Here is a 24,413-nt window from a genome sequence, read left to right as displayed (position 1 = left end):
CTCGGGTACAGAGTTTGTGTGACGATCGACGCGACCTGCTCGCCCTGCTCTTCCCCCGGCAGCGACCTCTGAGGACGACATGCACGAGAACACCCGTACCTCGCCCCACTCGCCCTCGACGGGCCCGGCGGCGGCCCACGCGGCCTCCGAGCGCATCCAGCTGCGCCGCGCCCTCACGCTGACCGTCATGACGCTGGTCATGCCCGGCTCGGCCCAGATCGTCACCGGCAACAAGCGCATCGGCCGTATCGCCCTGCGCATCTGGCTCGGCTGCCTCGCGGTGGGTGCCCTCGTGCTCGTGCTCGCCCTGACCTCACGGTCCGGCCTGTTCATGCTCCTCACCGACGGGCGGATCCTGACGCCCGTCCGGTACGCCCTCATCGGCGGCGCCCTGTTCTGGATGGTCCTCATCGTCGACGCCTGGCGCCTCGGCCAGCCGCTGCGCCTCGCCCGTCGGCACCGGTTCTGGGTCGCCGGGCTGAACGGCGCGCTGTGCTTCGTCACCGCCGGCGCCATGTTCTTCGGCGCGCACCTCGTGGGCGTCCAGACCGGCGTGCTCGACACCGTGTTCGCTGCCTCCACGACCTCCAAGCCCGTCGACGGCCGCTACAACGTCCTGCTCATGGGCACCGACTCCGGCAAGGACCGCTCGGGCATGCGCCCCGACTCGCTCAACGTCGCCAGCATCGACGCCGAGACCGGCCGCACGGTGCTCATCGGCCTGCCGCGCAACCTCGAGGACGTGCCGTTCCCCTCCGACTCGTTCATGAAGAAGGAGTTCCCGTCCACGTTCGACTGCGACGGCTGCTACCTCAACGCGGTCAACACGTGGGCCGACGACAACGCGGCCCAGATGGGCGTGAAGAAGGTCGGGCACCGCACTCCCGGCATCCAGGCGACGATCGACGCCGTCGAGGCCATCACCGGGCTCGACCTCAACTACTACGCCCTCGTGAACATGGCGGGCTTCTCCGACCTGATCGACGCCGTGGGCGGTGTCAGCATCGACGTCCAGGAGCGCACGGCGATCGGCGGCATCGGCTCGCCGATCCGTGGGTACATCGAGCCCGGACGCCAGAAGCTCACGGGCGACCAGGCGCTCTGGTACTCCCGCAGCCGCGTGCTCAACAACGACTTCTCGCGCATGGGCCGCCAGAAGTGCGTCATGACGGCGATGCTGCGCGAGCTCAGCCCCAAGAAGGTCCTCATGAACGTGGAGAAGATCGCCGACTCGAGCAAGACGCTGCTCGACACCGACATCCCGGCCCGTGACCTCAACGTGTTCATGGACCTCGCGCTGAAGGCCAAGGCGCAGCCCATCTCGTCGGTCTCGCTCGTGCCTCCGGTGATCTTCACCGGCAACCCCGACTACGACAAGGTGCGCTCGCTCATCTCCAAGGCGATCGACAAGGCCGAGGGCAAGAAGCAGGCGAAGGACGGCATCCTCGCCGCGTCCCTGTCGGTGCCCTCGTCGGCGGGTGACGCGAAGGACCCGACCAAGGCGAACCAGAGCGACGACCTCGACTCGTCCTGCTGATCACGCCGTGCTCACGGGTCGTGGACGAGAGGGCTTGGCGCGGTGAGCGATAATGGTGCGTCGCCAGCACTTCGAGACCGAGGAACCATGACACGTCGTCGCGCGAAGGTGCTCAGCCGTGGACCCGACGTCGACGACCTGACACCCCGGTTGAGGTTCCGTCGCGCCCTCCGCCTGTGCCTCATGTCGGCCGTGGCACCGGGATCGGCGCAGCTGGCCGTCGGCAACCGCTGGGTCGGTCGTATCGCTCTCACGGTGTACGTGCTGCTGCTCGCCGGGCTGGGCTACCTCGTGTGGACCTACCGAGGTGACCGCGCCGGCATCATCGGGCTGGTCACCGACCCCGACGTGCTCCAGGTCTTCCGCATCGGCGTCGGCGTGCTCGCGGTGGCCTGGGCCGCCCTCTTCATCGACGCCTGGCGCCTCGCGCGTCCGCTGCGCCTGACGCCCGCGCGGGCCGGCGTCGTGGTGGTGCTCAACACCGCCCTGGTCGTCGGTGTGCTGGGCTCGGCGGTCTACGCCTCGCGCGTGAGCACGGCGAGCCGTGACGCCGTGCAGGAGGTGTTCTCGGCCGAGACCACGAGCCCTCCGCTGGCCGGTCGCTACAACATCCTGCTCATCGGCTCGGACTCCGGCAAGGACCGCACCGGCATCCGGCCCGACTCCATGACGGTGGCCAGCATCGACGCCTCGAGCGGCAAGACGGTCCTGGTCTCGCTGCCGCGCAACCTGCAGAACGTGCCGTTCCGCGAGTCGTCGCCGATGCACCAGCTGTACCCGTTCGGCTACAACTGCGGCTCCGAGTGCCTGCTCAACGCCGTGCACACGGCCGCCGAGAACCGCAGCGACCTCTACCCCGGTGCCGCCGACCCCGGGCTCGAGGCGACCATCGACGCCGTCGAGGGCGTCACCGACCTCTCCATCAACTACTACGTGATGATCAACCTCAAGGGCTTCCGCTCCCTGGTCGACGCGGTCGGCGGCGTCGAGATGGACGTCAAGACACGGCTCGCGATGTTCGGCAAGGAGGACGCCTACAAGCAGACGTACATCGAGCCCGGACGCCAGAACCTCGACGGCAACCAGGCGCTCTGGTACGCCCGCAGCCGGATCCAGTCCGACGACTACACGCGCATGGGACGCCAGAAGTGCCTCATGGTCGCGATGCTCGACCAGATGAGTCCGCAGACGGTGCTGCTCAACGCCACCGACATCGCCAAGTCGGGCGCGGAGCTCCTGTCGACGAACATGCCCTCGGAGGCGCTCGGCGAGTTCGCCGACATGGCCCTGAAGGCCCGCAACACGAAGATCCGCACGGTCTCGCTCGTCCCGCCGGTCGTCTCCACGGTGACCCCGGACTACCCGCTCATCCAGGACATGATCAAGCAGGCCATCATCGAGACGCACGGTGGCGACGCCAACAAGGGCGAGACGTCGGCCGAGCCCGAGTCGTCGGCGACGCCGGACCCGAGCGACCCGACGCAGACGCCCTCCACCGATCCCTCGGAGGACCCGAGCCAGGCCGCGGCGAACAACGTCGAGGACCTGGACGCCGCGTGCTGAGTGCCGCCGACCTGGAGGGCTCGAAGGGCTTCGTCGACGCGATCGACGTGGACGCCGACGCAGGCACGGTCACGCTGCACGCCCACCTGCGGGTGCCGGACACCCGCGTCGACGAGCGGCCGGGCCTGGACGCAGAGCTGCGGCTCGGGGACGTCCGGGTCGGGGCGCGATGGGTGGAACGACCGGACCGCCGGGTTCGGTACGGCCCCTGGTCCGCACTGGTCGTCGAGGTGCCCCTCGCCGCGTGGCCGCGCGGCGTCGTCCGCCCCGAGATGGCCGTCGAGGGCCGGGTGCTGCGGCTCCGCCCGACACGGGCCCTGTTCAGGAACGCCACCCTCGGGGCCCACGGCGACGTCGCCCTCGACGTGCGAGCCGACGGCGACGCGGTCGTGGTCGAGCTGCTCGACGGTGGGGAGCATGCGGCGGCGCGGCTGAGGCGCCGCTCCGACCTGCGTGCGGTGCGCCGGCGTGAGCCGCTCTGGGGCTGGCGGGTCGTCCGTGCCCTGACCGGGTGGATGCACCGCCGCCCGCTCTGGCTGGTGGGGGAGCGACGTGACACCGCGCAGGACAACGGCGCTGCGCTCTTCGCGCACCTGCGCCGGCACCGGCGCGACCTGCGGGCGTACTACGTCGTCGAGCGGGGCACCCCGGGCTGGGCCCGGATGCGTCCGCTCGGTCGCGTGGTGGCCCACGGGTCGTGGCGGCACCGGTTGCTGCTGTGGCACGCCAGCCACCTCGTCAACGCCTTCGACCCCGACGTCTACGGCATCCCGGAGGCGTGGGGACGCGACGACTACGTGCGCCACGTCCGGCCCCGGGTCGGCACACGCCGGGTGTTCCTCCAGCACGGCGTCGTCTACCGCGACCTGGCGCCGGTCATCGGGCGGCTGGTCGCCGGGTACGACCTCGTGCTCACGTCTGCAGCGGCCGAGCGTGACTGGATCGCCGGACGGCTCGGGTACGGGGACCGTGCGGTGCTCACCGGGCTGCCTCGCCACGACCTGCTCCTCCGTGAGCCTGCCGCCGGGGGGCCTCGGGTCCTCTTCGCGCCGACGTGGCGGGCCGACCTGGTCGTGCCCTCCTACCGGGAGGGCGGCGGTGGCCCCGTCCGTGGCGTGGAGGAGTCCGGGTACGCGCAGCTCGTCCGTGGGGTCGTCGAGCACCCCGCGCTGGCTGCTGCGCTCGAGCGTCACGGCGCCGTGCTGGAGGTCCTGCCCCACTACGAGGCGCGGGGGCTGCTCGCCGACCTGGTGGACGCCCGGTCGGACGTGCGACTGGTCGACCAGGAGCGTGAGGAGTTCGGTGCGGTGCTGCGCCGCGCCTCCGTCTTCCTCACCGACTACTCCTCGACGTTGTTCGACGCGGCCCTCCTCGGCCTGCCGGTGGTGGCGGCCCACGTCGACCCCGCGTTCGAGCAGGCCGGGCGCCCGCACGCGTTCGAGGTCGACGAGATCGGCATCGCCACCGTCGTGCGCGACGTCGACGCCGCCGTCGCAGCGGTGGTGGAGCGGCTGGACGCCGGGCGCCGTGACCCCGCCGCCGACGCCGCGGTGCACCGCTTCTTCGCCCATGCCGGCGACCAGGGAAGCGCGGCCCGGGCGGTCGCTGCCATCGAGGCGATGTCGTGACCGGAGGGCGCGGCTACTTGGACTTCTCGTAGGCGGGGATGACCTCGTCGGGCGGTCCGTCCATCATCAGGACGCCCTTGTTGATCCAGATCACCCGGTTGCAGGTGTCGCGGATCGAGCGCATCGAGTGGCTGACCAGGAACACGGTGCCGGCGTTGTCGCGGATCTCGCGGATGCGGGCCTCGCTGCGGTCGCGGAAGCCCTTGTCGCCGACGGCGAGCGCCTCGTCGACGATGAGGATCTCGTGGTCGCGCGCCGTGGCGATCGCGAACTTCAGGCGCGCGGTCATGCCGGAGGAGTAGGTGCGCATCGGCAGGTCGATGAAGTCGCGGATGCCGGAGAACTCGACGATCTCGTCGTACTTCGCCTCGATCTCGTCGCGGGACAGACCGAGCGCCAGTCCGCCCAGGATCACGTTCCGCTCGCCCGAGAGGTCCTTGATGAGCGCGGCGCCGACCCCCAGCATGCTCGGCCGTGACGACGCGTAGATGGCGCCCTTGGAGGTGGGGGTCAGGCCGACGATCGCGCGCATGAGCGTCGACTTGCCCGAGCCGTTGGAGCCGATGACGCCGATGCTGTCGTTCTCGTAGGCCGTGAACGAGACCCCCTTGAGGGCGTGCACGGTGCGGGTGCTGCGGGACCGCTGCATGAGCTTGCGCCCCGCGTCGGCCGCGGTCGCACGCTTGCCGGTGGCCAGCACCTTGTACTCCACGTGCACGTCGACGACCTCCACGACGGGACGTCGGGTGAGCTCCCCCGTCGACCCGGCGCTGTCGAGGCCCGTGTCGTCAGTCTGTTCGGCCATAACGCTCCTCCGCCGCCCAGAAGTAGATGGTGCCGAACACCAGCACGGCCACCGACCAGGCGGAGGCGTACGCCCAGAAGTGCCAGGGCATCGTGTACGAGGGCCCGTCCAGCAGGATGGCCCGACCCAGCGACAGGAACTCGTGGATCGGCTGGGCGTCGGCGACGGTCCGGAAGATCGAGTTCGCGTCGAAGCGCTGGTCGATGCTGTAGAAGATGCCCGACGTGTAGAAGAAGAACCGCGAGACGAACGGCAGCAGCTGCGTCAGGTCGCGGAAGTGCACCGTGAGACGCGCCGTGATGAGCGTGAGCCCGGTGTTGAACACCGTGAAGAGCAGGACGAGCGGCACCAGCAGGAGCCACTCGACGTCCGGCACGCTGCCGTAGGCCAGCGCCACGGCGGCCATGATGACCACCATCGGCACGAACTGCATGAACCGCTGCGCCACGAGGGCGAGCGGGAGGGACATGCGCGGGAAGCTGAGGCTCTGGACGAGCGCGGCGTTGGAGGTGATCGACTTCGCGCCGGTGGTGAAGCACGTGGAGAAGTACTCGAACATCAGGACCCCGATGACGAGGAACGCCACGAACGACTCGACGCCGCGGCTGGTCTGCAGCAGGAAGCCGAACACGAGTCCGTAGACCGCGGCGTTGAGCAGGGGCTTGAGCACGACCCAGCCCATGCCGAGCCGGTTGCGCCCGTTCTCGGCCTCGAGCCGGTAGCGCGCCAGCGAGTAGATGAACTCGCGGCGCCGGAGGACCTCAGCGAGGTAGCGGAGCAGCGGCGGCCGTCCACCCACCTTCGTGAGCCCGTGGGTCCCGCCCGTCTTGCTGGCGATCGCGCGGTGACGACTCATCCTGGCGGAGGGCCTTTCTGTCGTCGCGGCGGCGGGCGGGGAAGGGGATGCAGCCGTCGAAAGTGTAGTGGATGGGTCAGGGCTGGACATGGGCCCGCTCCTGCTGCGCCACGCGCTCCAGCTGGTCGGCGTCGGCACCAGCCACGACCACGAGCGATCCACCACCACGCAGGGCGCTCACCAGGAGCAGCGCGTCCCGGCGGAGGTCGCCGGGCTCCACGAGCACCCGCCGCGGATCGGGAGCGCCGAGCTCGACGAGCCCGGCGTGGTCGAGCGGGTCCGCGTCGGCCAGGTCGAGCGCGGCCGACCCGGCGTGCGGGACGTCGAGGGGCGTGAACGCGTCCGGCTGCCCCGGGACGACGGTGGCGAGGTCGACGAATCCCTCCGGCGGGCTGACGAAGGGGCCACCGAGCGGACGCAGCGACGCGGCCAGACGCACCGGCTCGTCGCCCACGAGGTCGGGGCCGCTGACCCCGATGTCGGCGTCGCGGTCGACGACGACCGCCCCCACGGTCCAGGAGGAGAGCAGCCACACGAAGCGCAGCCAGTGGCTCGGCAGGCCGATCCGGACGCGGGTCCCGATCTCGGCGTCGAGCTCGTCGACGAGCAGGGACGCCGTCTTCGCGACCCAGTTGGCGGTGGTCGTGGCACTCAGCTCCACCCGTTCGCCGGTCGTGCGGTCGTCCCAGGTGAGCAGCGGTCGACCGGGTTCGCGGACGGCGGGGAGGAGGTCGGCGAGGGTGGGCATGGGTCCATCCTCCCGCCGTGGCGCGAGCGCGGTCGGGTGGGGCCGGTGAGCACGGCGCGGCCCCTGGAAGGCGGCGCGACACGCCGGAGGTTCCGCGGATCGTGCAATTCCGCTTGACGTATGGCAGCGCCAGGCGTGTAATTACGGACATGTCATTCGATCTGGGTCTGCCACTGTCGCCCGAAGAGGAGCTCATGTGGCAGGAGCGTGCGCTCTGTGCCCAGACCGACCCGGAGGCGTTCTTCCCCGAGAAGGGCGGCTCGACCCGGGAGGCCAAGCGGGTCTGCCTCACCTGCGACGTCCGGGGCGAGTGCCTCGAGTACGCCCTGGCCCACGACGAGCGGTTCGGCATCTGGGGCGGGCTCTCCGAGCGGGAGCGGCGCAAGCTCAAGAAGCGCGCCTGAGGCGGCGTCCGGGCGCACCCGGCCGCACTTTCGCCCCCCGCTAGGTTGGCGGGCATGGACGAGCCCGGTACCGACGACGAGGCACCTGTCGTCTCCGCCTGGCGATCGTCGCCTCCGACGGTGGGGGCGGTCCTCGTCACCCACAACGGAGCCCGGTGGCTCCCTCAGGTGCTGGCCTCCTTCGCCGCCCTCGAGCACGACCCGACCCTGTGGCGGGTCGTCGACGTCAGCTCCACCGACGACGGGGCCGACCTGGTCCGCTCCTCGTTCGGTGCGGACCGCATCACCTACGCGCCGGCCGGGACCGGCTTCGGCGAGGCCGTCCACCGGGCGGTCTCGGCCATGCCGCGCACGGACTGGATCTGGCTCCTGCACGACGACGCGGCGGTGCGTCCCGACACGCTGGCCGCCCTCCTCGACGAGGCCACCACGGCCGACGACATCGCCGTGGTCGGTCCCAAGATCCGCGAGTGGCCGTCCCTGCGGCGCCTCGTCGAGGTGGGTCTGACCGTCACGTCCACCGGGGCCAGGGAGACCGGGCTGGAGACGGGTGAGCCCGACGCCGGCCAGCACGACTGGCCGCGCGACGTGCTCGCGGTCAACACCGCCGGCATGCTCGTGCGTCGCGACGTGTGGGACGAGCTGGGCGGACTCGACGCCGAGCTCCCTCTGTACTTCGACGACGTCGACCTCGGCTGGCGCGTGGCACGGGCCGGGTACCGCACCCGGATCGCCCCGCGGGCCGTCCTCTTCCATGCCGAGGCCTCGCGTCGCGGGACCCGGCGCCGGGTGGCGGGCGACGTCGAGCCCTGGGAGCAGCGACGGGCAGCGCTCCACGTGCAGCTCGCGAACGTGTCCGGTCGCCGGTTCTGGTGGCAGTACCTCCGGCTGCTGGCCGGGACCCTCCTGCGCACGCTGGGTCTCCTCGTCGCCCGCGACCCCGAGGCGGCCGGCGACGAGCTGCAGGCGCTGGTCTCCGTCTACGCACACCCCGGCCGGCTGCGCGACGCCCGGCGGAGCCGGATCGGCACCGCCCGCCGCGACGACCGGGAGGTCCGACACCTGTTCGCGCCGTTCTGGCTGCCCTACCGGCACGGGTACGACGCCGCGCGCGACGCGGTCGTGGCGCTCGTGCGACCCGAGTCCGTCGAGACGACGGGACGCCGGTCCACGGCCGACGAGGGCGTCGGCGACGCGCCCCTCGACGACGGACCGTCGCTGTGGAGGCGGAGGCCCTGGCTCGTCACGGTGTCGGTGCTCGTGCTCCTCTCGCTCCTGGCCGCCCGGGGGCTCTTCGTCGGGCCGGCGGGGAGCTCGCTCACCGGTGGGGCGCTCGGTGCCACCCCCGGCTCGGCGGGGGAGTGGTGGCGGATCTGGTTCGAGCGCAGCCACGACGTCGGCCTGGGCAGCACCGACCCGGTGCCCACGACGGTGCTGCTGCTGGCCCTCGCCTCCACGCCCGTGTGGTTCGCGCCGGGGCTCGTCGTCGGACCGCTCCTGCTGCTGGCCGTCCCCCTGGCCGGGCTCACGGCCCACCGTCTGGGACGGCGCCTCACCGACCACCGCAGGCTGCGGATCGTCTGGGCGGTCGGCTACGCGCTGACGGTCGTCGCCACCGGAGCGGTCTCCGAGGGTCGGCTCGGCACGGTCGTCGCCCTCGTGGTGCTGCCCGTCGTGGTCACCACGACGCTGCAGCTGGCCGATCACGGGGAGGCACCGCGTCGCACGGCCCTGCGGTGGGGGATCTGGGTGGCCGTGGGCACGGCCTTCGCCCCCGTGGTGCTCCTGCTGGCCGTCCTCGGTCTCGGGGTCCTGCTGCTGGTCGACCGCAGGCTCGCCCGACCGGCGCTGATCGGCATGGCGGTCGCCGTGGTCCTGGTGGGCCCGTGGCTGCTCACCCGGGTGCTGCACCCGATGCTGTGGTGGTGGGAGAGCGGCGAGCTCCTTCCCGGCGCCGGGCCCGGGTGGCGGACCGCGCTCGGACTCGTCGTCGGCCGGGCGGGCTCGCCGGAGCAGTCGCCCCTCTGGCTCGGGGCGGGGCTCGTCGTCCTGGCGGTCCTCGCGCTCCTGCCGCGGGCCACGCGCTCGGTCGCCGGGGTGTGCTGGGTGCTCGGACTGCTGGCCCTGGCGGTCGCGGTCGTCGGCGTCGTCGTGGACGGTGCCGTCCCGGGAAGCCCGGTCCCGGTGCAGCCGTGGGTCGGCGTCCCGGTCGGGGCCGTCGTCCTGGCGCTCGGCACGGCCGCACTGGTCGGCGTGCCGACCCTGATGGCCGACCGGGGCCGGAGCGCAGGCGTCGCGGTCCTGGTCGTCGCGCTGGTCCTGCCCGTCGGCACGGGGGTCTGGTGGATGGCCCGCGGTGTCGCCGACCCGATCGACCGGGCGCGTCCCGACAGCGTCCCGGCCTTCCTCACGGAGCGTCCCGGTGACACGCTGGTCGTCTCCGGCTCGACGGCCGAGGGGGTCCTGGTCTCGGTCGTCCGCGGCGAGGGGCCCGTGATCGGCGAGGAGGGCCTGCGACCGTCCGAGCGCTCCACGGCGGGCCTCACGGCAGCGGTGGAGTCGGTGCTGTCGGCGCCGGGCGCCGACGGGATCCGGCGGCTGGGCGCCCTGGGCATCGACGCGGTGTACGCCCCCGACGTGGACGCCGACGTGGCCCGGGCCCTCGACGCCGCACCCCTGCTGGAGCCCTCGGGCAGCGACGCGCCGACGTCGCGCGTCTGGACGATGGTCGAGCCGGCCGCGCCGCCCGCCGTCGACGGGGTGCCGTGGCGGCCGTGGGTCGCCGGCGGTCAGCTCGTGCTGTGGCTGCTCGCCATCGTGCTCACCGCACCGGTCCGGCGCCGCGAGAGCGCGCTCGATGACGACGCCGAGGAGGTCCGGGCATGAGTGGCGGAACACGCGTGCGCGGTGGATCGCGATCTCGATCCGCCCCCGGCGGTGGTCGCGGGCTCGCCCTCGCCCTGCTGCCGGTGATCGCGGCAGGCCTGGTCGTCGCGGCAGGGCTCACGCCCGCCGCGCCCGGGTCCACCGAGGCGCCGCGCCCGGTGCCCGCGCGCGAGACCACGTACGCCTGCACCGGTGCGCCCGACCTCGCGACGGGCCAGGTCGACGCCGGATCCTCGACCTCGGCTCGAGCGCTGCCCGGTGGCGCCGCCGTCGACGGTGCCGCCGACCCACGGAGCTGGGTCCGCTCGGAGCTCGACGACGTGCTGGGCGACGACGCCGACGCGCTCGTCGTCACGCAGCGCGGCACGGGGTCCGGCGCGGTCGGCTTCGTCTCCGGGACCCTCGACGAGGACCAGGGCGAGGGTCTCGTCGTCGGCCGGTGCCAGGGCGTCGTCGCCGACGCCTGGTACGCCGGGCTCGGGTCGGGTCAGCGCCGCCTGAGCGACCTCGTGCTGACGAACCTCGCCGACACCCCGGCCGTCGTCGACGTGTCGCTGTGGTCGGCGGACGGCCCCGTCGACGCGGTGGGCGGAGACGGTCTCGTCGTCGAGCCGGGCGACACCCGCACGGTGCCCCTGGCCGACCTCGCGGCGGGCGAGCCCGACCTCGGGGTGCACGTCTCCCGTCGTCGAGGCGCCGTCGCGGTCTCCGTGCTCGACACCTCCACGGGCGCCTCGCAGGGCTCGGAGCTCGTGAGCCCGGCACCCGAGCCCGCGCGCCGTCTCGTGGTGGCCGGGCTCCCGGCCGGGGAACGCGGCCGCACGCTCCACGTGCTCAACCCGTCGGGGTCGACGGCCCGTGTCGCGGTCGAGGTGCTGGGATCGGACGGTGCGTTCGTCCCCGAGGGCCTGGGCGAGGTGAAGGTCGGGGCCGGGCGGGTCGTGTCGGTCGAGGTCCCGCGCAGCGCGGGGTCGGGACGCGTCGCCCTCCGCCTGGTCGCCGACACCCCGGTCGTCGCGACGGCCTCGGTGTCCCCGACCGGTGACGACACGGCGACGACGGAGGCGGTCGGACCGTGGACCGGCCCGGCGGTCGTGCCGGTCAAGGGAGGCCTCGGCGTGCCCGAGCTCGTGCTCAGCGCCCCTGGCGCCGACGTGGACCGACGAGTCGTCCTCGAGGCCCGCGACGCCGACCTCGAGGTGGTGTCGCGTGCCGAGGTCGCGGTCCCCGCGGGCACGACGATCGGGGTGGACCCCGACGACGAGCTCGACCTCGACGGCGTGACGTCGCTCGTGGTCCGCTCGACCGGGGGCGTGGTGGGCGCGGCGCAGTTCAGCGACGGCGACCGGAGAGCGAGCCTGGCGCTGACCGCTGCCCCGACGGACGTCCTCGCACCACGGGTCCGACCGGCGCCCTGAGCCCCGCCCACGACCCGGCCGTGCCGGTCGTCGTGGTCAGCGAGGATCGAGGTCGTCGGGGGAGACCTGCCAGACCTCGGCGAGACGGTGCAGGACGACGTCCCAGACCCGGTCCTCGAGCTCGACCCGGCTCGTGCAGCGGTCGGTGAGCGGTCGGCGGTAGAGCACCACGAGGGCCACGTCGCCGCGTCGCGACAGGTTGCTCAGCGGCACCTCGTCGGTCCAGTCGGCCGGCAGCAGGGGGACGTCCTCGACGACGACATCGACCTCGTCGGGCTCGGCGTCGAAGTGCTTCTCGAGCGGCGCGAGCACACCGGCGACCAGGTGGTCGAACTCCTCGCGGGGCGTCCGGTGGGCCGGGACGCTCGCCGGTGACAACGGGCCGGGCAGGGCGAGTGGCCCGCGTGCAGCGCGTCGGCGCGCCCGCATCCGACCGGGCCGGGGTCCGCTCACCGCCCCGCCGAGGTGCTGCAGACGTCCCGCCACACCGAGAGCCTAGCGGCCCGGAGGCCGATCACACGGCTACGCTCGGCGGGTGGGTGCTGTTCGACGCTGCACGCGGTCCGCGTGCTCCCAGCCGGCTGTGGCGACGCTGACCTATGTCTACGCCGACCAGACCGCGGTGCTCGGCCCGCTGGCCACGGCGGCGGAGCCGCACACCTACGACCTGTGCGAGGCCCACTCAGCCCGGTTGTCCGCGCCCAACGGCTGGAGCGTGCTGCGGCTCGCACCCGACCCGTCCACGGTGCGCCCGAGCCACGACGACCTCCTGGCGCTCGCCGACGCGGTGCGCGAGGTGGGCCGCCGACGTCCGCGCCCTGCACCGGGACCACCGGGACTGACCCTGGTCCCCCCACCGAACGAGGACTGAATGCACGCACGGCTGCGCCCTGTCGTCAAGGCCTACGACGTCCGTGGTCGGGTCCCCGACCAGCTCGACACCACGATCGCGCGGGCGCTGGGCGAGGCCTTCGCCGACGAGGTCGGCATCGCGGACGGCGGGGGACGCGCCGTGGTCGGCCGCGACATGCGGGCCTCCTCGCCCGACGTCGTCCGGGCGGTCGCCGACGGGATCCGGTCGCGCGGGGCCGACGTCGTCGACATCGGGCTCGCCTCCACCGACATGCTGTACTGCGCGTCCGGCGTGCTCGACGTCCCGGGCATCATGGTCACCGCCAGCCACAACCCCGCGGCCGACAACGGTCTCAAGCTGTGCCGTGCGGGCGCGCGACCGATCGGTCTGTCCACCGGCCTGGCGGCCATGGCCGAGGCGGCCGGTCCGCTGCTCGAGCGCGAGGAGTCCGCCGTGCCGGCACCGGTCGGCACGGTCGAGACGCTGGAGTTCCTGACCACCTACGCCGACACCCTGTTGCGCCTGGCGCCGGTCGAGGGCCGTCGGCTGAAGGTCGTGGTGGATGCCGGCAACGGCATGGCCGGGCACACGGTCCCCGCCGTGCTGGGCCGCCTCGACCTCGAGGTGATCGGTCTGTACCTCGAGCTCGACGGCACCTTCCCGAACCACGAGGCCAACCCGCTCGACCACACCACCCTGGTGGACCTGCAGGCCGCGGTCCGTGAGCACGGGGCCGACCTCGGCCTGGCGTTCGACGGGGACGCCGACCGCTGCTTCGTGATCGACGAGCACGGCGACGTCGTCGCGCCGTCCGCCATCACGGCGCTCGTGGCCTCGCGCCACCTGCTCCTCGAGCCCGGCGCCACCATCCTGCACAACGTCATCTGCTCGCGGGCCGTCCCCGAGATCGTCACCGAGCGCGGGGGAGTGCCCGTCCGGACGCCCGTCGGGCACTCGCTGATCAAGGCGGAGATGGCCCGCACCGGCGCGGTCTTCGGCGGCGAGCACTCCGGGCACTTCTACTTCCGCGAGTTCTACCTCGCCGACTCCGGGATGCTGGCGGCGCTGCACGTCCTGGCCGCCCTGGCCGAGACCGACTCCACGGTCAGCGCGCTCATGGCGGAGTACTCCCGCTACAGCGCGTCGGGCGAGATCAACAGTCGGGTCGACGACGCGGACACCGTGATCGAACGACTCGTCCGCGCGTACGCCGACCACGATCAGGACCGACTCGACGGCCTGACGGTCACCGCCGCCGACTGGTGGTTCAACGTGCGGGCCTCCAACACCGAGCCGCTGCTGCGGCTCAACGTCGAGGGTGCCGACGAGGCCACCATGGGACGGGTGCGCGACGAGGTGCTCGCCGCGATCCGGTCCTGAGCCCTCTAGAGTGGACGCATGATCCTCGACCCCGCACTCCTGGAGATCCTGGTCTGCCCGCAGTGCCGGTCGTCGCTGTTCGTCGACCACGACGCGTCGGAGCTGGTGTGCCAGGCCTGCAGCCTCGCCTACCCCGTCCGTGACGACATCCCGGTGATGCTGGTCGAGGAAGCGCGCGCTCTCTCCTGACTCCCCCCACGGACCAGGGGCGGGCCGGGTATCCTGGGCGACATGGATTTCAACGTCGCTGACCTGTCGCTCGCCGAGTTCGGACGCAAGGAGATCGAGCTCGCCGAGCACGAGATGCCGGGCCTGATGGCCATGCGCGAGCGCTTCGGGGACAAGAAGCCCCTCGCGGGCGCCCGCATCGCCGGTTCCCTGCACATGACGGTCCAGACCGCCGTGCTGATCGAGACCCTGGCCGACCTGGGTGCCGACATCCGCTGGGCCACCTGCAACATCTTCTCCACCCAGGACCACGCGGCCGCTGCGGTCGTCGTCGGCCCCCACGGCACGCCGGACGACCCGCAGGGCGTCCCGGTCTTCGCCTGGAAGGGCGAGAGCCTCGCCGAGTACTGGGACGAGGCCGAGAAGGTCTTCGACTTCCCCGGTGTTGACGGCGAGGTGGGCGGACCGAACATGCTCCTCGACGACGGTGGCGACATCACGATGCTGCTGCACCTCGGCGTCGAGTACGAGAAGGTCGGCGCCGTGCCGCCGCAGGACTCCACCGACAACGAGGAGTTCAAGGAGGTGCTGCGCGTCCTGGCCCGCTCGCTCGAGAACGACCCCAAGCGCTGGACGAACCGCGCGCCGCTCGTGAAGGGCGTCTCGGAGGAGACCACCACCGGCGTGCTGCGCCTCTACGACCGCTTCCGCGAGGGCACGCTGCTCTTCCCGGCGATCAACGTCAACGACTCGGTCACCAAGAGCAAGTTCGACAACAAGTACGGCTGCCGCCACTCGCTCATCGACGGCATCAACCGCGCCACCGACGTGATGATCGGCGGCAAGGTCGCGGTCGTGTGCGGCTACGGCGACGTCGGCAAGGGCTCGGCGGAGTCGCTGCGCGGCCAGGGTGCGCGCGTCATCGTCACCGAGATCGACCCGATCTGCGCCCTCCAGGCCGCGATGGACGGCTACGAGGTCAAGCGTCTCGAGTCCGTCGTCGAGACGGCCGACATCTTCATCACCACGACGGGCAACTTCGACATCATCACCGTCGAGCACTTCGAGAAGATGAAGAACCAGGCCATCGTCGGCAACATCGGCCACTTCGACAACGAGATCAACATGGCGGGCCTGGCCAAGATCCCCGGCATCGTCAAGGACGAGATCAAGCCGCAGGTCCACCAGTGGATCTTCCCCGACGGCAAGAAGATCATCGTGCTCTCGGAGGGTCGCCTGCTCAACCTCGGCAACGCCACCGGCCACCCGTCGTTCGTGATGAGCAACTCCTTCACCAACCAGGTGCTCGCGCAGGTCGAGCTGTTCACGAAGGCCGACCAGTACGAGCTGGGCGTGCACGTGCTGCCCAAGCACCTCGACGAGGAGGTCGCCCGTCTGCACCTCGACGCCCTGGGTGTCGAGCTCACCGAGCTCACGAAGGAGCAGGCCGCGTACCTCGGCGTCGACGTGGCGGGGCCGTACAAGTCGGACCTCTACCGCTACTGAGGGTGGTGAGAGCGAGCACGATGGTCCGGCACACGGCGGTCGAGCGTCGATGAGCTACCGGCGCAGCAAGCGCGACCGGGTGCTCGTCGTCGACGACGACGCGTCGCTCGCCGAGATGCTGACCATCGTGCTCGAGGCCGAGGGGCTCACGACCCTCGTCTGCCGGTCCGGCGACGAGGTGATGACGGCCTTCGGGGCGTTCAAGCCCGACGTGGTGCTGCTCGACCTCATGCTGCCGGGCATGGACGGCATGAAGGTGTGTCGGCAGATCCGTGCCGGCTCGGCCGTGCCGATCATCATGCTCACGGCGAAGTCCGACACCCCCGACGTGGTGCGCGGTCTCGAGGCCGGGGCGGACGACTACATCACCAAGCCGTTCAAGAACACCGAGCTGGTGGCGCGGGTGCGGGCGCGCCTGCGTCGCACCGATGCGGTGGGCGAGGTGCTCGAGTTCGGCGACATCGTGCTCGACCCGGCGGCCCACACCGTGAGCCGCAAGGGACGTCCGCTCGACCTGACACCGCTGGAGTTCGACCTGCTGGCGTGCCTGCTGGGCAACCCCGAGCAGGTGTTCACCCGCGAGGTGCTCCTCGAGCGCGTGTGGGGGTACCACCACCCGGGCGACACCAAGCTCGTGAACGTCCACATGACCCGGCTGCGGTCCAAGATCGAGGACGACGCCGAGTCGCCCGAGGTGATCCGCACCGTGCGCGGCGTGGGCTACCAGGCCATCGCGCCATGACGACGACGCCGGCTCCGGCCACCCGGCGTCGGCGGGCCACGTGATCCGGCGGGTCGCCTCGCTCTGGCGTCGCTCGCTGCAGACGCGGGTGGTGACCAGCACCGTCCTGCTCGTGGCGCTGGTGGTGGGTCTCGTGGGGTGGGCGCTGCTGCAGCAGGTCGCCGACGGTCTCACCGAGAGCCGCAGCGACACCGCGGTGGCCGAGGCCCGGACGGGTTTCGAGAAGGCCCAGGCCGAGCTCGACGCGGCGGTGGAGACGCAGCCCCAGGCGCAGGCTCCCACCCTGACCCAGCTGGTCGACTCCGTCACAGACACCGACAGCGAGAACCGTGCCTACGAGCTCGTGCTCGAGGGGCCGCTCGGCTCCGGCAGCGGGGCACCGCCGGTCCGCTCGTCGGCCGAGCTCGCCCCGGGGTCCCTGCCGACGGACCTGCGAGCGGAGGTCCTGGACGGTCCGGGCGTGTTCTGGCGCTACTCCGAGCTGTCGCTCGTGGGTGCCGACGCCAGCCCGGCCGTGGTGGTCGGCAGCCAGCTGCGGTCGCCGGGGACGGGCGACACCTACGCCCTCTTCTACCTGTTCTCCCTCTCCGAGCAGCAGCAGACGCTGTCGCTCGTGCGCAACGCGCTGCTGCTCGGCGGCCTGGCCATGGTGCTCATGGTCGGCGGGGTCGCCTTCATCGTGTCGCGCCAGGTCCTCACGCCCGTCCGGCTGGCCCGACGCATCGCGGAGCGGTACGCCGCCGGCAGCCTCGAGCAGCGCATGCACGTGAGTGGCGAGGACGACATCGCCCGGCTGTCCACGTCGTTCAACCAGATGGCCGCCAGCCTGCAGAGCCAGATCCGACGTCTCGAGGACCTCTCGCGTCTGCAGCAGCGGTTCGTCTCCGACGTCTCCCACGAGCTGCGCACCCCGCTCACGACGGTGCAGATGGCGAGCGAGGTGCTGTTCGACGCAAGGCGTCGCTTCGACCCCCAGACGGCTCGCTCGACCGAGCTCCTCAAGCGGGAGCTGGACCGGTTCGAGGAGCTGCTGTCGAACCTGCTCGACCTCAGCCGGTTCGACGCGGGAGCGGCGCAGCTCGAGCTCGCCGACGTCGACCTCGCGCGGGTGGCCCGCGCCGCGGCCGAGGACCCGATCCTGGCGCGCGGCGGCATCGTTGGCCGTGCGGTGGGTGCAGATCGTCCGGCGGTGGTGCAGGCCGACATCCGCCGCATCGACCGGATCGTGCGCAACCTCGTCGCCAACGCGGCGAAGTACAGCGGGTCCGACGTCGTCGAGATCGAGGTCGCCCAGGACGCGTTCGCGGTCTCGCTCGCGGTCCGCGACTTCGGCGTGGGCCTGCAGGGTGACGAGAACCTGCGGGTCTTCGACCGGTTCTGGCGCGCCGATCCGGCGCGCACCCAGGGCGGCACCGGCCTTGGCCTGGCGATCTCGCGCGAGGACGCCGTGCTGCACGGTGGCACCCTCCAGGCATGGGGCAGGGCGGGCGAGGGCAGCGAGTTCGTGCTGACCCTCCCTCGCGTCGTCGACCCGGCCAGACGTTCCGTCGCGCCGCTGCCCGTGGTCCGCAGGGTCTTCGCGTGAGGGGCCTGCGGCTGGTCGCCGCGGCGACCGTCCTGGTGGTCGTGGCCGGCTGCTCGGGCATCCCGACCGGCGGGACCGTGCAGCAGGTCCGCGAGGACGACGACCTCGGCCAGAGCACGGTGCGCTACGCCCCGGCCCCGCCGAGCCCGGGCGCCACGCCACAGCAGGTGGTCTCCGGCTACCTCGACGCGATGCTCGCGTTCCCGCCGTCGACCGGTGTGGCCGAGCAGTACCTCACGCAGGGCGCGGCGGAGCGCTGGAACCCGGCCGCCGCCACGCACGTCTACCGCGACCCGCTGGTGTCCGCCGTGCGTGCGGACCGTCGCGACGACGGCATGCAGGTGGAGCTGACCGCACGGGGGGTGCTCGACCTCGACGCGCGCGGTCGCGTCGAGCCCGCCGCCACCCGGGAACGACGCTCGTTCGGCCTGCAGCAGGTGGACGGGGAGTGGCGGATCTCGGCACCACCCGAGGGCCTGCTGGTCACCGAGAAGTTCTACACCGACTACTACCGGGCGTTCCCGGTGTTCTTCTTCGACCGCTCCGGTGAGCGTCTGGCGCCCTCGGTGGTGCACCTGCCGGCGGGTGAACAGCTCGCGACGTCGCTCGTGACGTCGCTGGCGCGGGGTCCGTCCGACCCCACCGCCCAGCTCCGGACCTACGTGCCCGGCCTGGGCGACCTGCGCCCGTCGGTCCCGGTGGACGCCGAGGGCGTCGCCGAGGTCGATCTGGGGCCTGATGCCGCGCAGCTGTCGGTCGCCGACCAGGGGCGTCTGGCGGCACAGCTGGTCTGGACGCTGAGCCAGGTCCGCGACGTGACCGGTGTGCGGGTCTCGGCGGGCGCCACCGTGCTGACACCGCGGGGACAGCGGGTCCAGCCGGTCGGGTCGTGGCGGCGGTACGTGCCCCGCGCCGTGGAGTCGGGGCCCTTCGCCGTGCTCGACGGGGAGGACGCCGGCGTCGTCGAGATCGTGGGTGCCACGATCCGCCCGGTGCCCGAGGCGTGGGCCGTCGAGCCGGACGAGACCGCCGCCATCGACGTGGGGCCGTCGCGGGTGGCCACGCTGTCCCGCTCGGGCGACGTGCTCGTGGTCCGCAGGACCACGGGCGAGGATCGGGTGGAGGTCGCGGTGACGGACCTCGTCTCGGCCCGGTGGCTCCCCGACGACGTGCTCGTCGTCGTCGACCGCCCCGGCGGCGGGTCGCGGGTGCGGGTCGTCGAGCCCGACGCCACGCGGTCGATCCCGTCGGCGGCGCTCGCGTCGCTGGACGTCACGTCGTTCGCCCTCTCGCCCGACGGGTCGCGGTACGCCATCACGACCGCGGGCGGGGGTTCCGGGCCGGGGGCGGAAGACGGAGCGGGCGGGGGTTCCGGGCCGGGGGCGGAGGACGGCACCGGCGGGGGCGGCCTGGTCCGCATCGGGGCGGTGGAGCGGTCCGCCGACGACCGCGTGGTGGGACTCGGTGCGTCCGTCGCGCTGCGATGGGACGTCGGCCGGCCGGCCTCGGTGGCCTGGGTCGACGGAGCGCGCCTGGCGTTCCTCGGTGACACCGACCTGGGGCGGCAGGTCTTCGAGGGCATGGCCGACGGCACGGAGCTGGAGGGTGGCGGGGCCGGCGGAGCGCCGGTGCTGCCCGACGTCGGTGCTCGGACCCTCGTGGTCGCGGGGGAGCAGCGCTGGGCCGTCGACCGGCGCGACCGGCTCTGGTACCTCGGGCCCGGAGCCACCTGGACGCGGCTCGGCGTCGGAGCGGTGAGCACGCTGTCCCCAGGGGTCTGACCCCGCCGACGGGTCGTGGTCCCCCTCGTCCACACCCTGCGGGGCACCCCTGGTGCGAGGTCCTTGGCCGGCCCACGCTCGTGGGGTGGATCTTCTGCTCGCCGCGGCCGACCTGCTGCTCGGCGCTGCCTGCGCGGGCTGCGGGTGCCCGGCCGTGGACCTGTGCGGACCGTGCCGGCGCAGGATCGCACCGCGACCGCGCCTGGTCGCGGACCGACCGGTCCCCGTCGTGGCGGTCGGGGAGCACGAGGGTGTGCTGCGTGACGTGATGCTGGCCTGGAAGCGGGGCGGACACACGCGGCTGGGCCCGACGATCGGTGCGCTCGTCGCGGCGTCCGTGTGCGCGCTGGAGCCGGGCCCCGCCGTCTGCCTGGTGCCGGTGCCGACCACCAGACGCGGCCGACGTCGGCGCGGTGGTGACCTGCTGACGAGCGCGGTGCAGGAGGCCTCGCGGCGCCTGGAGGCGGTGGGGCTGCGGTCGACGGTGGTGCCCGCCCTGACCTTCGAGCGGGAGCCGAGGGACCAGGTGGGCCTGGCTGCACGGGAGCGTCGTGGGAATCTCGACGGCGCGCTGCGACGGTCGCGTCGTCGCCTCACCGGTGGTGCGGACGTGGTGGTCGTCGACGACGTCGTCACCACGGGGGCCACGCTGGCCGAGGCCGTCCGCGTGCTCGTCTCCGACGGCGTCGGTGTGCTCGGTGCCGCCGTCGTGACAGCACGTCCGGCGCCCGGATCGACCACGAGGGACGTCCGCGAGGGCCGGGGTCGTGGGCGGGGACACCCGCCGTTCGGGACGAACTCGGCCGTCCTCTGGAATATGGGCCCCCGGCGGTCTACGGTCACTGATATGTGAAACGCACGACCGAGCGCAGGGAGGCCCTCCATGGAAATCGTCGTCAACGGCCGGAACAGCGAGATCTCCGAACGATTCCGCGAGCACGTCCAGGACAAGCTGCACCGGATCGAGAAGTACGACCAGCGCCAGAAGATCCACCGCGTCGAGGTCGAGGTCACCCACGAGAAGAACCCTCGTCAGCACGAGCACGCCGCCCGCGTCGAGATGACCCTGCGCTCCAGGGGGCCGGCGGTCCGGGCCGAGGCGAGCTCCACCGACCAGCACTCGGCGCTCGACTCGGCGATCGACAAGCTGGAGGCGCAGCTGCGTCGCGCGACCGATCGCCGCCGGATCAGCCACGGCAAGCGTCGACCCACCTCGATCGCGGAGATGCCGGCCGACCTCTCGACCGACCTGCTCGACGGCAGCCAGGACGACCCCGACGTGGAGACCACCACGATCGCCGGCGTGGAGGTCCAGGGCGACTGCCCGCTCGTGGTGCGCGAGAAGACGCACAGCGGCGTCCCCATGACCCTCGAGCAGGCGCTCTACGAGATGGAGCTGGTCGGTCACGACTTCTACCTGTTCCTCGAGAAGGACTCGATGCGTCCGAGCGTCGTGTACCTGCGCAAGGGCTACGACTACGGCGTCATCCACCTCGACGTCGACGAGTCGGGCTCGATCGAGGGCGGGATCGCCCCCTGACGCGAACGCGCGCTGCGTGGCATGATGCGGGAGTGACTTCTCGGGCACCTCGTATCCGCGTGCTGCTCGTCGACGACCAAGAGCTGTTCCGTCGTGGCGTGTCGATGGTGCTGAGCGCCGACGCCGACCTCGAGCTCGTCGAGGTCGGCGACGGCGACCAGGCCATCGCAGCGGTGGAGGAGACCCCGGCCGACGTGGTCCTGCTCGACGTCCGCATGCCGGGTCGCTCCGGGGTCGAGGTCTGCAAGGCGATCAAGGCCATCTCGCCCTCGACCGGCATCATCATGCTGACCGCCAGCGACGAGGAGTCCGACCTCTACGAGTCGATCCGCAGCGGCGCCTCCGGGTACCTGCTCAAGGACGGATCGACCTACGACCAGGTCGCCGAGGCCGTCCGGCTCGTGGCGGCGGGCCAGTCGCTGATCAGCCCCAGCATGGCCACCAAGCTGCTCGACGAGTTCGTGCAGATGTCGCGCAGCCCGGCGCCGGCCACGGCGCAGCTGACCCAGCGCGAGCTGCAGGTGCTGCGGCTGGTCGCGAAGGGGCTGAGCAACCGCGAGATCGCCGAGGAGCTCTACATCAGCGAGAACACGGTCAAGAACCACATCCGCAACATGCTCGAGAAGCTGCAGATGAAGTCGCGCATGGAGGCAGCCATGTACGCGGTGCGCAGCAACCTGCTCGACGACTCGGTCTGAGCGCTCCCGGGGTCGTGGTCGATCCGCGCTGACGGCTCCTGCAGGATCCGTCCGTGCGGCAGGGCAGGATCGACGGTGTGACCGAACGACTCTCGACCCTGCAGGCCCGCCGGATCGCCCTCGCGGCGCAGGGCTTCACGCGGCCCCGCCCCGACGCGGTCGAGCGGCGCCACCTGGTCTCGACCCTGCGCCGTCTGGGCTTCTTCCAGATCGACTCGGTGAACGTGCTGCAACGGGCGCACTACCTGCCGCTGTACTCACGCGTCGGGCCGTACGACCTCGAGGTCTTCCATCGCGCGGCAGGGCGCGCACCGCGCGCGATGTTCGAGTACTGGGCGCACGTCGCGACCTTCGTCGACGTCGACCTGTGGCCGGCCATGCAGCACCGCATGGCGGGCCGGCGCGGTCTGTGGGGCGGACCCGAGCGCGTGGCGCAGGAGCAGCCCGACCTCGTCGACGCCGTGCTGGAGCACGTGGCCGCGCACGGCCCGCGCACCGCTCGCCAGGTCGACGCCGCCGTCGGCGAGGAGGCCGATCGGGACCGGTCCCACTGGGGCTGGAACTGGTCGGCCACGAAGAACGCGCTCGAGTACCTCTTCCACACCGGGCAGCTCACGTCGGCGCGACGCACCGCGCAGTTCGAGCGCCAGTACGACCTGCCCGAGCGGGTGATCCCCGCGGCGGTGCTGGCGCGACCCGCGCTCGACGAGGCCGAGGCGCACCGGGTCATGGTCGAGCACGCGGCGCGAGCCCACGGGGTCGCCACCGCCCCGTGCCTGCGCGACTACTTCCGCTCCGCCCCCGAACCCACGCGGGCCGCCATCGAGGACCTGGCCGACGCCGGCGTCCTGCTGCCGGTCCAGGTCCGGGGGTGGGACCGGCCGGCCTGGCTGCACCACGAGGCCGTCCGGCCGCGCGCGGTGCGTGCACGCGCCCTGCTCAGCCCGTTCGACCCGGTCGTCTTCGAGCGCGAGCGTGCGGAGCGGCTGTTCGGCTTCCGCTACCGCATCGAGATCTACGTGCCCGAGGCCCAGCGCGAGTTCGGGTACTACGTGCTGCCCTTCCTGCTCGGCGACGACCTGGTCGCCCGGGTCGACCTCAAGGCGGACCGGTCGCGCGGCACGCTCGTCGTGCACGGCGCCTGGGCCGAGGCCGGCGCGCCGGGCGACACCACGGCCGAGCTCGCCGAGGAGCTGCGCACCATGGCGGCCTGGCTCGGTCTCACCGCGATCGAGATCGGCCACCGCGGCGACCTCGTCGAGGGGCTGCGCGACCGGGTGTAGTGGTTCGGAGACGGGGTCCACGACCCGACCCCGGACGTCAGGCCGCTCGGCATAGACTGCGAGAAGCCCGACTTACCAACTCAGGAGTGCGTCCACCGTGCCCAAGGTCATCGACAAGATCCTCCGCGCAGGCGAAGGCAAGATCCTGCGACAGCTCGCCGCGATCTCCAAGCAGGTCAACGCGCTCGAGGACGAGTTCCGCGAGATGAGCGAGGACGAGCTGCGCGGCATGACCGCCGAGTTCCGTGAGCGCCTCGACAACGGCGAGACCCTCGACGACCTGATGCCCGAGGCGTTCGCCACGGTGCGCGAGGCCGCGAGCCGGGTGCTCGGGCAGCGGCACTTCGACGTGCAGGTCCAGGGCGGCGCCGCGCTGCACCTCGGCAACATCGCGGAGATGAAGACCGGTGAGGGCAAGACCCTCGTCGCGACGCTCCCCAGCTACCTCAACGCCCTCACGGGCAAGGGCGTGCACGTCATCACGGTCAACGACTACCTCGCGCGGTACCACGCCGAGTGGATGGGGCGGGTCTACACCTACCTCGGGCTCAGCGTCGGCATGATCCTGCCGAGCATGACCCCGCCGGAGCGCCGCGACGCCTACGCGTGCGACATCACCTACGGCACCAACAACGAGTTCGGCTTCGACTACCTGCGCGACAACATGGCCGACGACATCGCGGCCTGCGTCCAGCGCGGACACAACTTCGCCATCGTCGACGAGGTCGACTCGATCCTCATCGACGAGGCCCGCACGCCGCTCATCATCTCCGGCCCCACCGAGGACGAGGTGAAGTGGTACGGCGAGTTCGCGCGCATCGTGGGCGCGATGACCATCGACGTGCACTACGAGGTCGACGAGAAGAAGCGCACCGTCTCGGTCACCGAGGAGGGCATCGACCGCGTCGAGGACCAGCTCGGCATCGACAACCTCTACGACGCGGTGAACACCCCGCTCATCAGCTTCCTCAACAACGCCATCAAGGCCAAGGAGCTGTTCCGGCTCGACAAGGACTACGTGGTCCTCGACGG

21 protein-coding genes and 1 pseudogene are annotated in these 24,413 nt (G+C 72.1%); 18 read left to right on the top strand and 4 right to left on the bottom strand.

Features of this window, described 5'->3' with window-relative positions; translation table 11 throughout:
* Positions 1-79 precede the first annotated feature (79 nt).
* The 3 genes from ASF38_RS06015 (at position 80) to ASF38_RS06005 (ending at position 4,728) form a co-directional block, all read left to right on the top strand.
* Positions 80-1,537, top strand: a complete 1,458-nt coding sequence (locus tag ASF38_RS06015; protein ID WP_055968914.1) for an LCP family protein — start codon at positions 80-82, stop codon at positions 1,535-1,537.
* A gap of 87 nt (positions 1,538-1,624) precedes the next feature.
* Complete coding sequence (locus ASF38_RS06010) at positions 1,625-3,100, top strand: LCP family protein (protein ID WP_055968911.1); 1,476 nt, start codon at positions 1,625-1,627, stop codon at positions 3,098-3,100.
* A complete protein-coding gene (locus ASF38_RS06005) occupies positions 3,094-4,728 on the top strand; it encodes a CDP-glycerol glycerophosphotransferase family protein (protein WP_056574400.1) in 1,635 nt (544 codons plus the stop codon). The genes ASF38_RS06010 and ASF38_RS06005 overlap by 7 nt, the downstream gene beginning before the upstream one ends.
* 13 nt (positions 4,729-4,741) lie before the next feature.
* Here ASF38_RS06005 and ASF38_RS06000 read toward each other — a convergent pair whose 3' ends face one another.
* From ASF38_RS06000 to ASF38_RS05990, 3 genes are all read right to left on the bottom strand, one after another.
* Complete coding sequence (locus ASF38_RS06000) at positions 4,742-5,533, bottom strand: ABC transporter ATP-binding protein (protein WP_056574397.1); 792 nt, start codon at positions 5,531-5,533, stop codon at positions 4,742-4,744.
* Positions 5,517-6,389 carry an ABC transporter permease gene (locus tag ASF38_RS05995; RefSeq protein ID WP_055968907.1) on the bottom strand — a complete coding sequence of 291 codons (873 nt, stop codon included), beginning with the start codon at positions 6,387-6,389 and terminating at the stop codon, positions 5,517-5,519. Before ASF38_RS05995 ends, ASF38_RS06000 begins: the two co-directional genes overlap by 17 nt.
* 76 nt (positions 6,390-6,465) lie before the next feature.
* A complete protein-coding gene (locus ASF38_RS05990; RefSeq protein ID WP_056574394.1) occupies positions 6,466-7,137 on the bottom strand; it encodes a TIGR03089 family protein in 672 nt (223 codons plus the stop codon).
* A gap of 149 nt (positions 7,138-7,286) precedes the next feature.
* On the opposite strand from ASF38_RS05990, the gene ASF38_RS05985 reads away from it, so the two are divergent.
* The 3 genes from ASF38_RS05985 to ASF38_RS05975 are packed head-to-tail and all read left to right on the top strand — an operon-like array spanning position 7,287 to position 11,845.
* Positions 7,287-7,541 (top strand): WhiB family transcriptional regulator, encoded by a 255-nt coding sequence (locus tag ASF38_RS05985; RefSeq protein WP_055970219.1) that lies wholly within the window; start codon positions 7,287-7,289, stop codon positions 7,539-7,541.
* Between the two features lie 54 nt (positions 7,542-7,595).
* Positions 7,596-10,427, top strand: a complete 2,832-nt coding sequence (locus ASF38_RS05980) for a glycosyltransferase family 2 protein (RefSeq protein WP_056574391.1) — start codon at positions 7,596-7,598, stop codon at positions 10,425-10,427.
* Positions 10,424-11,845, top strand: a complete 1,422-nt coding sequence (locus ASF38_RS05975; protein WP_156366813.1) for a DUF5719 family protein — start codon at positions 10,424-10,426, stop codon at positions 11,843-11,845. The genes ASF38_RS05980 and ASF38_RS05975 overlap by 4 nt, the downstream gene beginning before the upstream one ends.
* Before the next feature lie 36 nt (positions 11,846-11,881).
* Here the strand turns inward: ASF38_RS05975 and ASF38_RS05970 are convergent, their stop codons facing one another.
* Complete coding sequence (locus ASF38_RS05970) at positions 11,882-12,331, bottom strand: metallopeptidase family protein (RefSeq protein WP_156366812.1); 450 nt, start codon at positions 12,329-12,331, stop codon at positions 11,882-11,884.
* A gap of 49 nt (positions 12,332-12,380) precedes the next feature.
* Between ASF38_RS05970 and ASF38_RS05965 the strand changes: the two genes are divergently transcribed.
* The 12 genes and pseudogenes from ASF38_RS05965 to ASF38_RS19040 form a co-directional block, all read left to right on the top strand.
* Entirely contained in the window at positions 12,381-12,716 is a 336-nt protein-coding gene (locus tag ASF38_RS05965; protein WP_055968889.1) for a DUF3499 domain-containing protein, read from the top strand.
* The gene (locus tag ASF38_RS05960; protein ID WP_056574382.1) at positions 12,717-14,078 is read left to right on the top strand and encodes a phosphomannomutase/phosphoglucomutase; all 1,362 of its coding nucleotides are present in this window, start codon (positions 12,717-12,719) and stop codon (positions 14,076-14,078) included.
* A gap of 18 nt (positions 14,079-14,096) precedes the next feature.
* Complete coding sequence (locus tag ASF38_RS17110) at positions 14,097-14,267, top strand: Trm112 family protein (protein ID WP_082480477.1); 171 nt, start codon at positions 14,097-14,099, stop codon at positions 14,265-14,267.
* Between the two features lie 42 nt (positions 14,268-14,309).
* The gene (gene ahcY, locus ASF38_RS05955; protein WP_055968883.1) at positions 14,310-15,752 is read left to right on the top strand and encodes an adenosylhomocysteinase; all 1,443 of its coding nucleotides are present in this window, start codon (positions 14,310-14,312) and stop codon (positions 15,750-15,752) included.
* Between the two features lie 49 nt (positions 15,753-15,801).
* Positions 15,802-16,494, top strand: coding sequence for an MtrAB system response regulator MtrA (gene mtrA / locus ASF38_RS05950; protein WP_055968881.1), 693 nt, complete (start codon positions 15,802-15,804; stop codon positions 16,492-16,494).
* Between the two features lie 91 nt (positions 16,495-16,585).
* Positions 16,586-18,079 (top strand): MtrAB system histidine kinase MtrB, encoded by a 1,494-nt coding sequence (gene mtrB, locus ASF38_RS05945; RefSeq protein WP_156366811.1) that lies wholly within the window; start codon positions 16,586-16,588, stop codon positions 18,077-18,079.
* Positions 18,076-19,860 carry a GerMN domain-containing protein gene (locus ASF38_RS05940; RefSeq protein WP_055968877.1) on the top strand — a complete coding sequence of 595 codons (1,785 nt, stop codon included), beginning with the start codon at positions 18,076-18,078 and terminating at the stop codon, positions 19,858-19,860. Before mtrB ends, ASF38_RS05940 begins: the two co-directional genes overlap by 4 nt.
* Positions 19,861-19,945: 85 nt before the next feature.
* Complete coding sequence (locus ASF38_RS05935; protein ID WP_056574380.1) at positions 19,946-20,713, top strand: ComF family protein; 768 nt, start codon at positions 19,946-19,948, stop codon at positions 20,711-20,713.
* Between the two features lie 30 nt (positions 20,714-20,743).
* On the top strand, positions 20,744-21,400 hold the full coding sequence (gene hpf, locus ASF38_RS05930) for a ribosome hibernation-promoting factor, HPF/YfiA family (protein WP_055968873.1): 657 nt from the start codon (positions 20,744-20,746) through the stop codon (positions 21,398-21,400).
* A gap of 32 nt (positions 21,401-21,432) precedes the next feature.
* Complete coding sequence (locus tag ASF38_RS05925; RefSeq protein ID WP_235492860.1) at positions 21,433-22,098, top strand: response regulator transcription factor; 666 nt, start codon at positions 21,433-21,435, stop codon at positions 22,096-22,098.
* 77 nt (positions 22,099-22,175) lie between these two features.
* Complete coding sequence (locus tag ASF38_RS05920) at positions 22,176-23,381, top strand: winged helix-turn-helix domain-containing protein (RefSeq protein WP_235492859.1); 1,206 nt, start codon at positions 22,176-22,178, stop codon at positions 23,379-23,381.
* A 109-nt stretch (positions 23,382-23,490) separates the two neighbouring features.
* Positions 23,491-24,413 (top strand): annotated as a pseudogene (locus ASF38_RS19040) (preprotein translocase subunit SecA); the annotation flags it as partial.

This window comes from Aeromicrobium sp. Leaf272 (assembly GCF_001422865.1).
In the GTDB taxonomy this organism is placed as follows: Bacteria; Actinomycetota; Actinomycetes; order Propionibacteriales; family Nocardioidaceae; genus Aeromicrobium.
This window is presented reverse-complemented; position numbering and strand designations above follow the sequence as displayed.

What these genes read in the sequence shown, in the direction of transcription:
- ASF38_RS06015 (WP_055968914.1), top strand. Translation starts at nt 80, where the DNA reads ATGCACGAGAACACCCGTACCTCGCCCCACTCGCCCTCGACGGGCCCG.
- ASF38_RS06010 (WP_055968911.1), top strand. Translation starts at nt 1,625, where the DNA reads ATGACACGTCGTCGCGCGAAGGTGCTCAGCCGTGGACCCGACGTCGAC.
- ASF38_RS06000 (WP_056574397.1), bottom strand. Translation starts at nt 5,533, where the DNA reads ATGGCCGAACAGACTGACGACACGGGCCTCGACAGCGCCGGGTCGACG.
- ASF38_RS05995 (WP_055968907.1), bottom strand. Translation starts at nt 6,389, where the DNA reads ATGAGTCGTCACCGCGCGATCGCCAGCAAGACGGGCGGGACCCACGGG.
- ASF38_RS05990 (WP_056574394.1), bottom strand. Translation starts at nt 7,137, where the DNA reads ATGCCCACCCTCGCCGACCTCCTCCCCGCCGTCCGCGAACCCGGTCGA.
- ASF38_RS05985 (WP_055970219.1), top strand. Translation starts at nt 7,287, where the DNA reads ATGTCATTCGATCTGGGTCTGCCACTGTCGCCCGAAGAGGAGCTCATG.
- ASF38_RS05980 (WP_056574391.1), top strand. Translation starts at nt 7,596, where the DNA reads ATGGACGAGCCCGGTACCGACGACGAGGCACCTGTCGTCTCCGCCTGG.
- ASF38_RS05975 (WP_156366813.1), top strand. Translation starts at nt 10,424, where the DNA reads ATGAGTGGCGGAACACGCGTGCGCGGTGGATCGCGATCTCGATCCGCC.
- ASF38_RS05960 (WP_056574382.1), top strand. Translation starts at nt 12,717, where the DNA reads ATGCACGCACGGCTGCGCCCTGTCGTCAAGGCCTACGACGTCCGTGGT.
- ASF38_RS17110 (WP_082480477.1), top strand. Translation starts at nt 14,097, where the DNA reads ATGATCCTCGACCCCGCACTCCTGGAGATCCTGGTCTGCCCGCAGTGC.
- ahcY (WP_055968883.1), top strand. Translation starts at nt 14,310, where the DNA reads ATGGATTTCAACGTCGCTGACCTGTCGCTCGCCGAGTTCGGACGCAAG.
- mtrA (WP_055968881.1), top strand. Translation starts at nt 15,802, where the DNA reads ATGAGCTACCGGCGCAGCAAGCGCGACCGGGTGCTCGTCGTCGACGAC.
- hpf (WP_055968873.1), top strand. Translation starts at nt 20,744, where the DNA reads ATGGAAATCGTCGTCAACGGCCGGAACAGCGAGATCTCCGAACGATTC.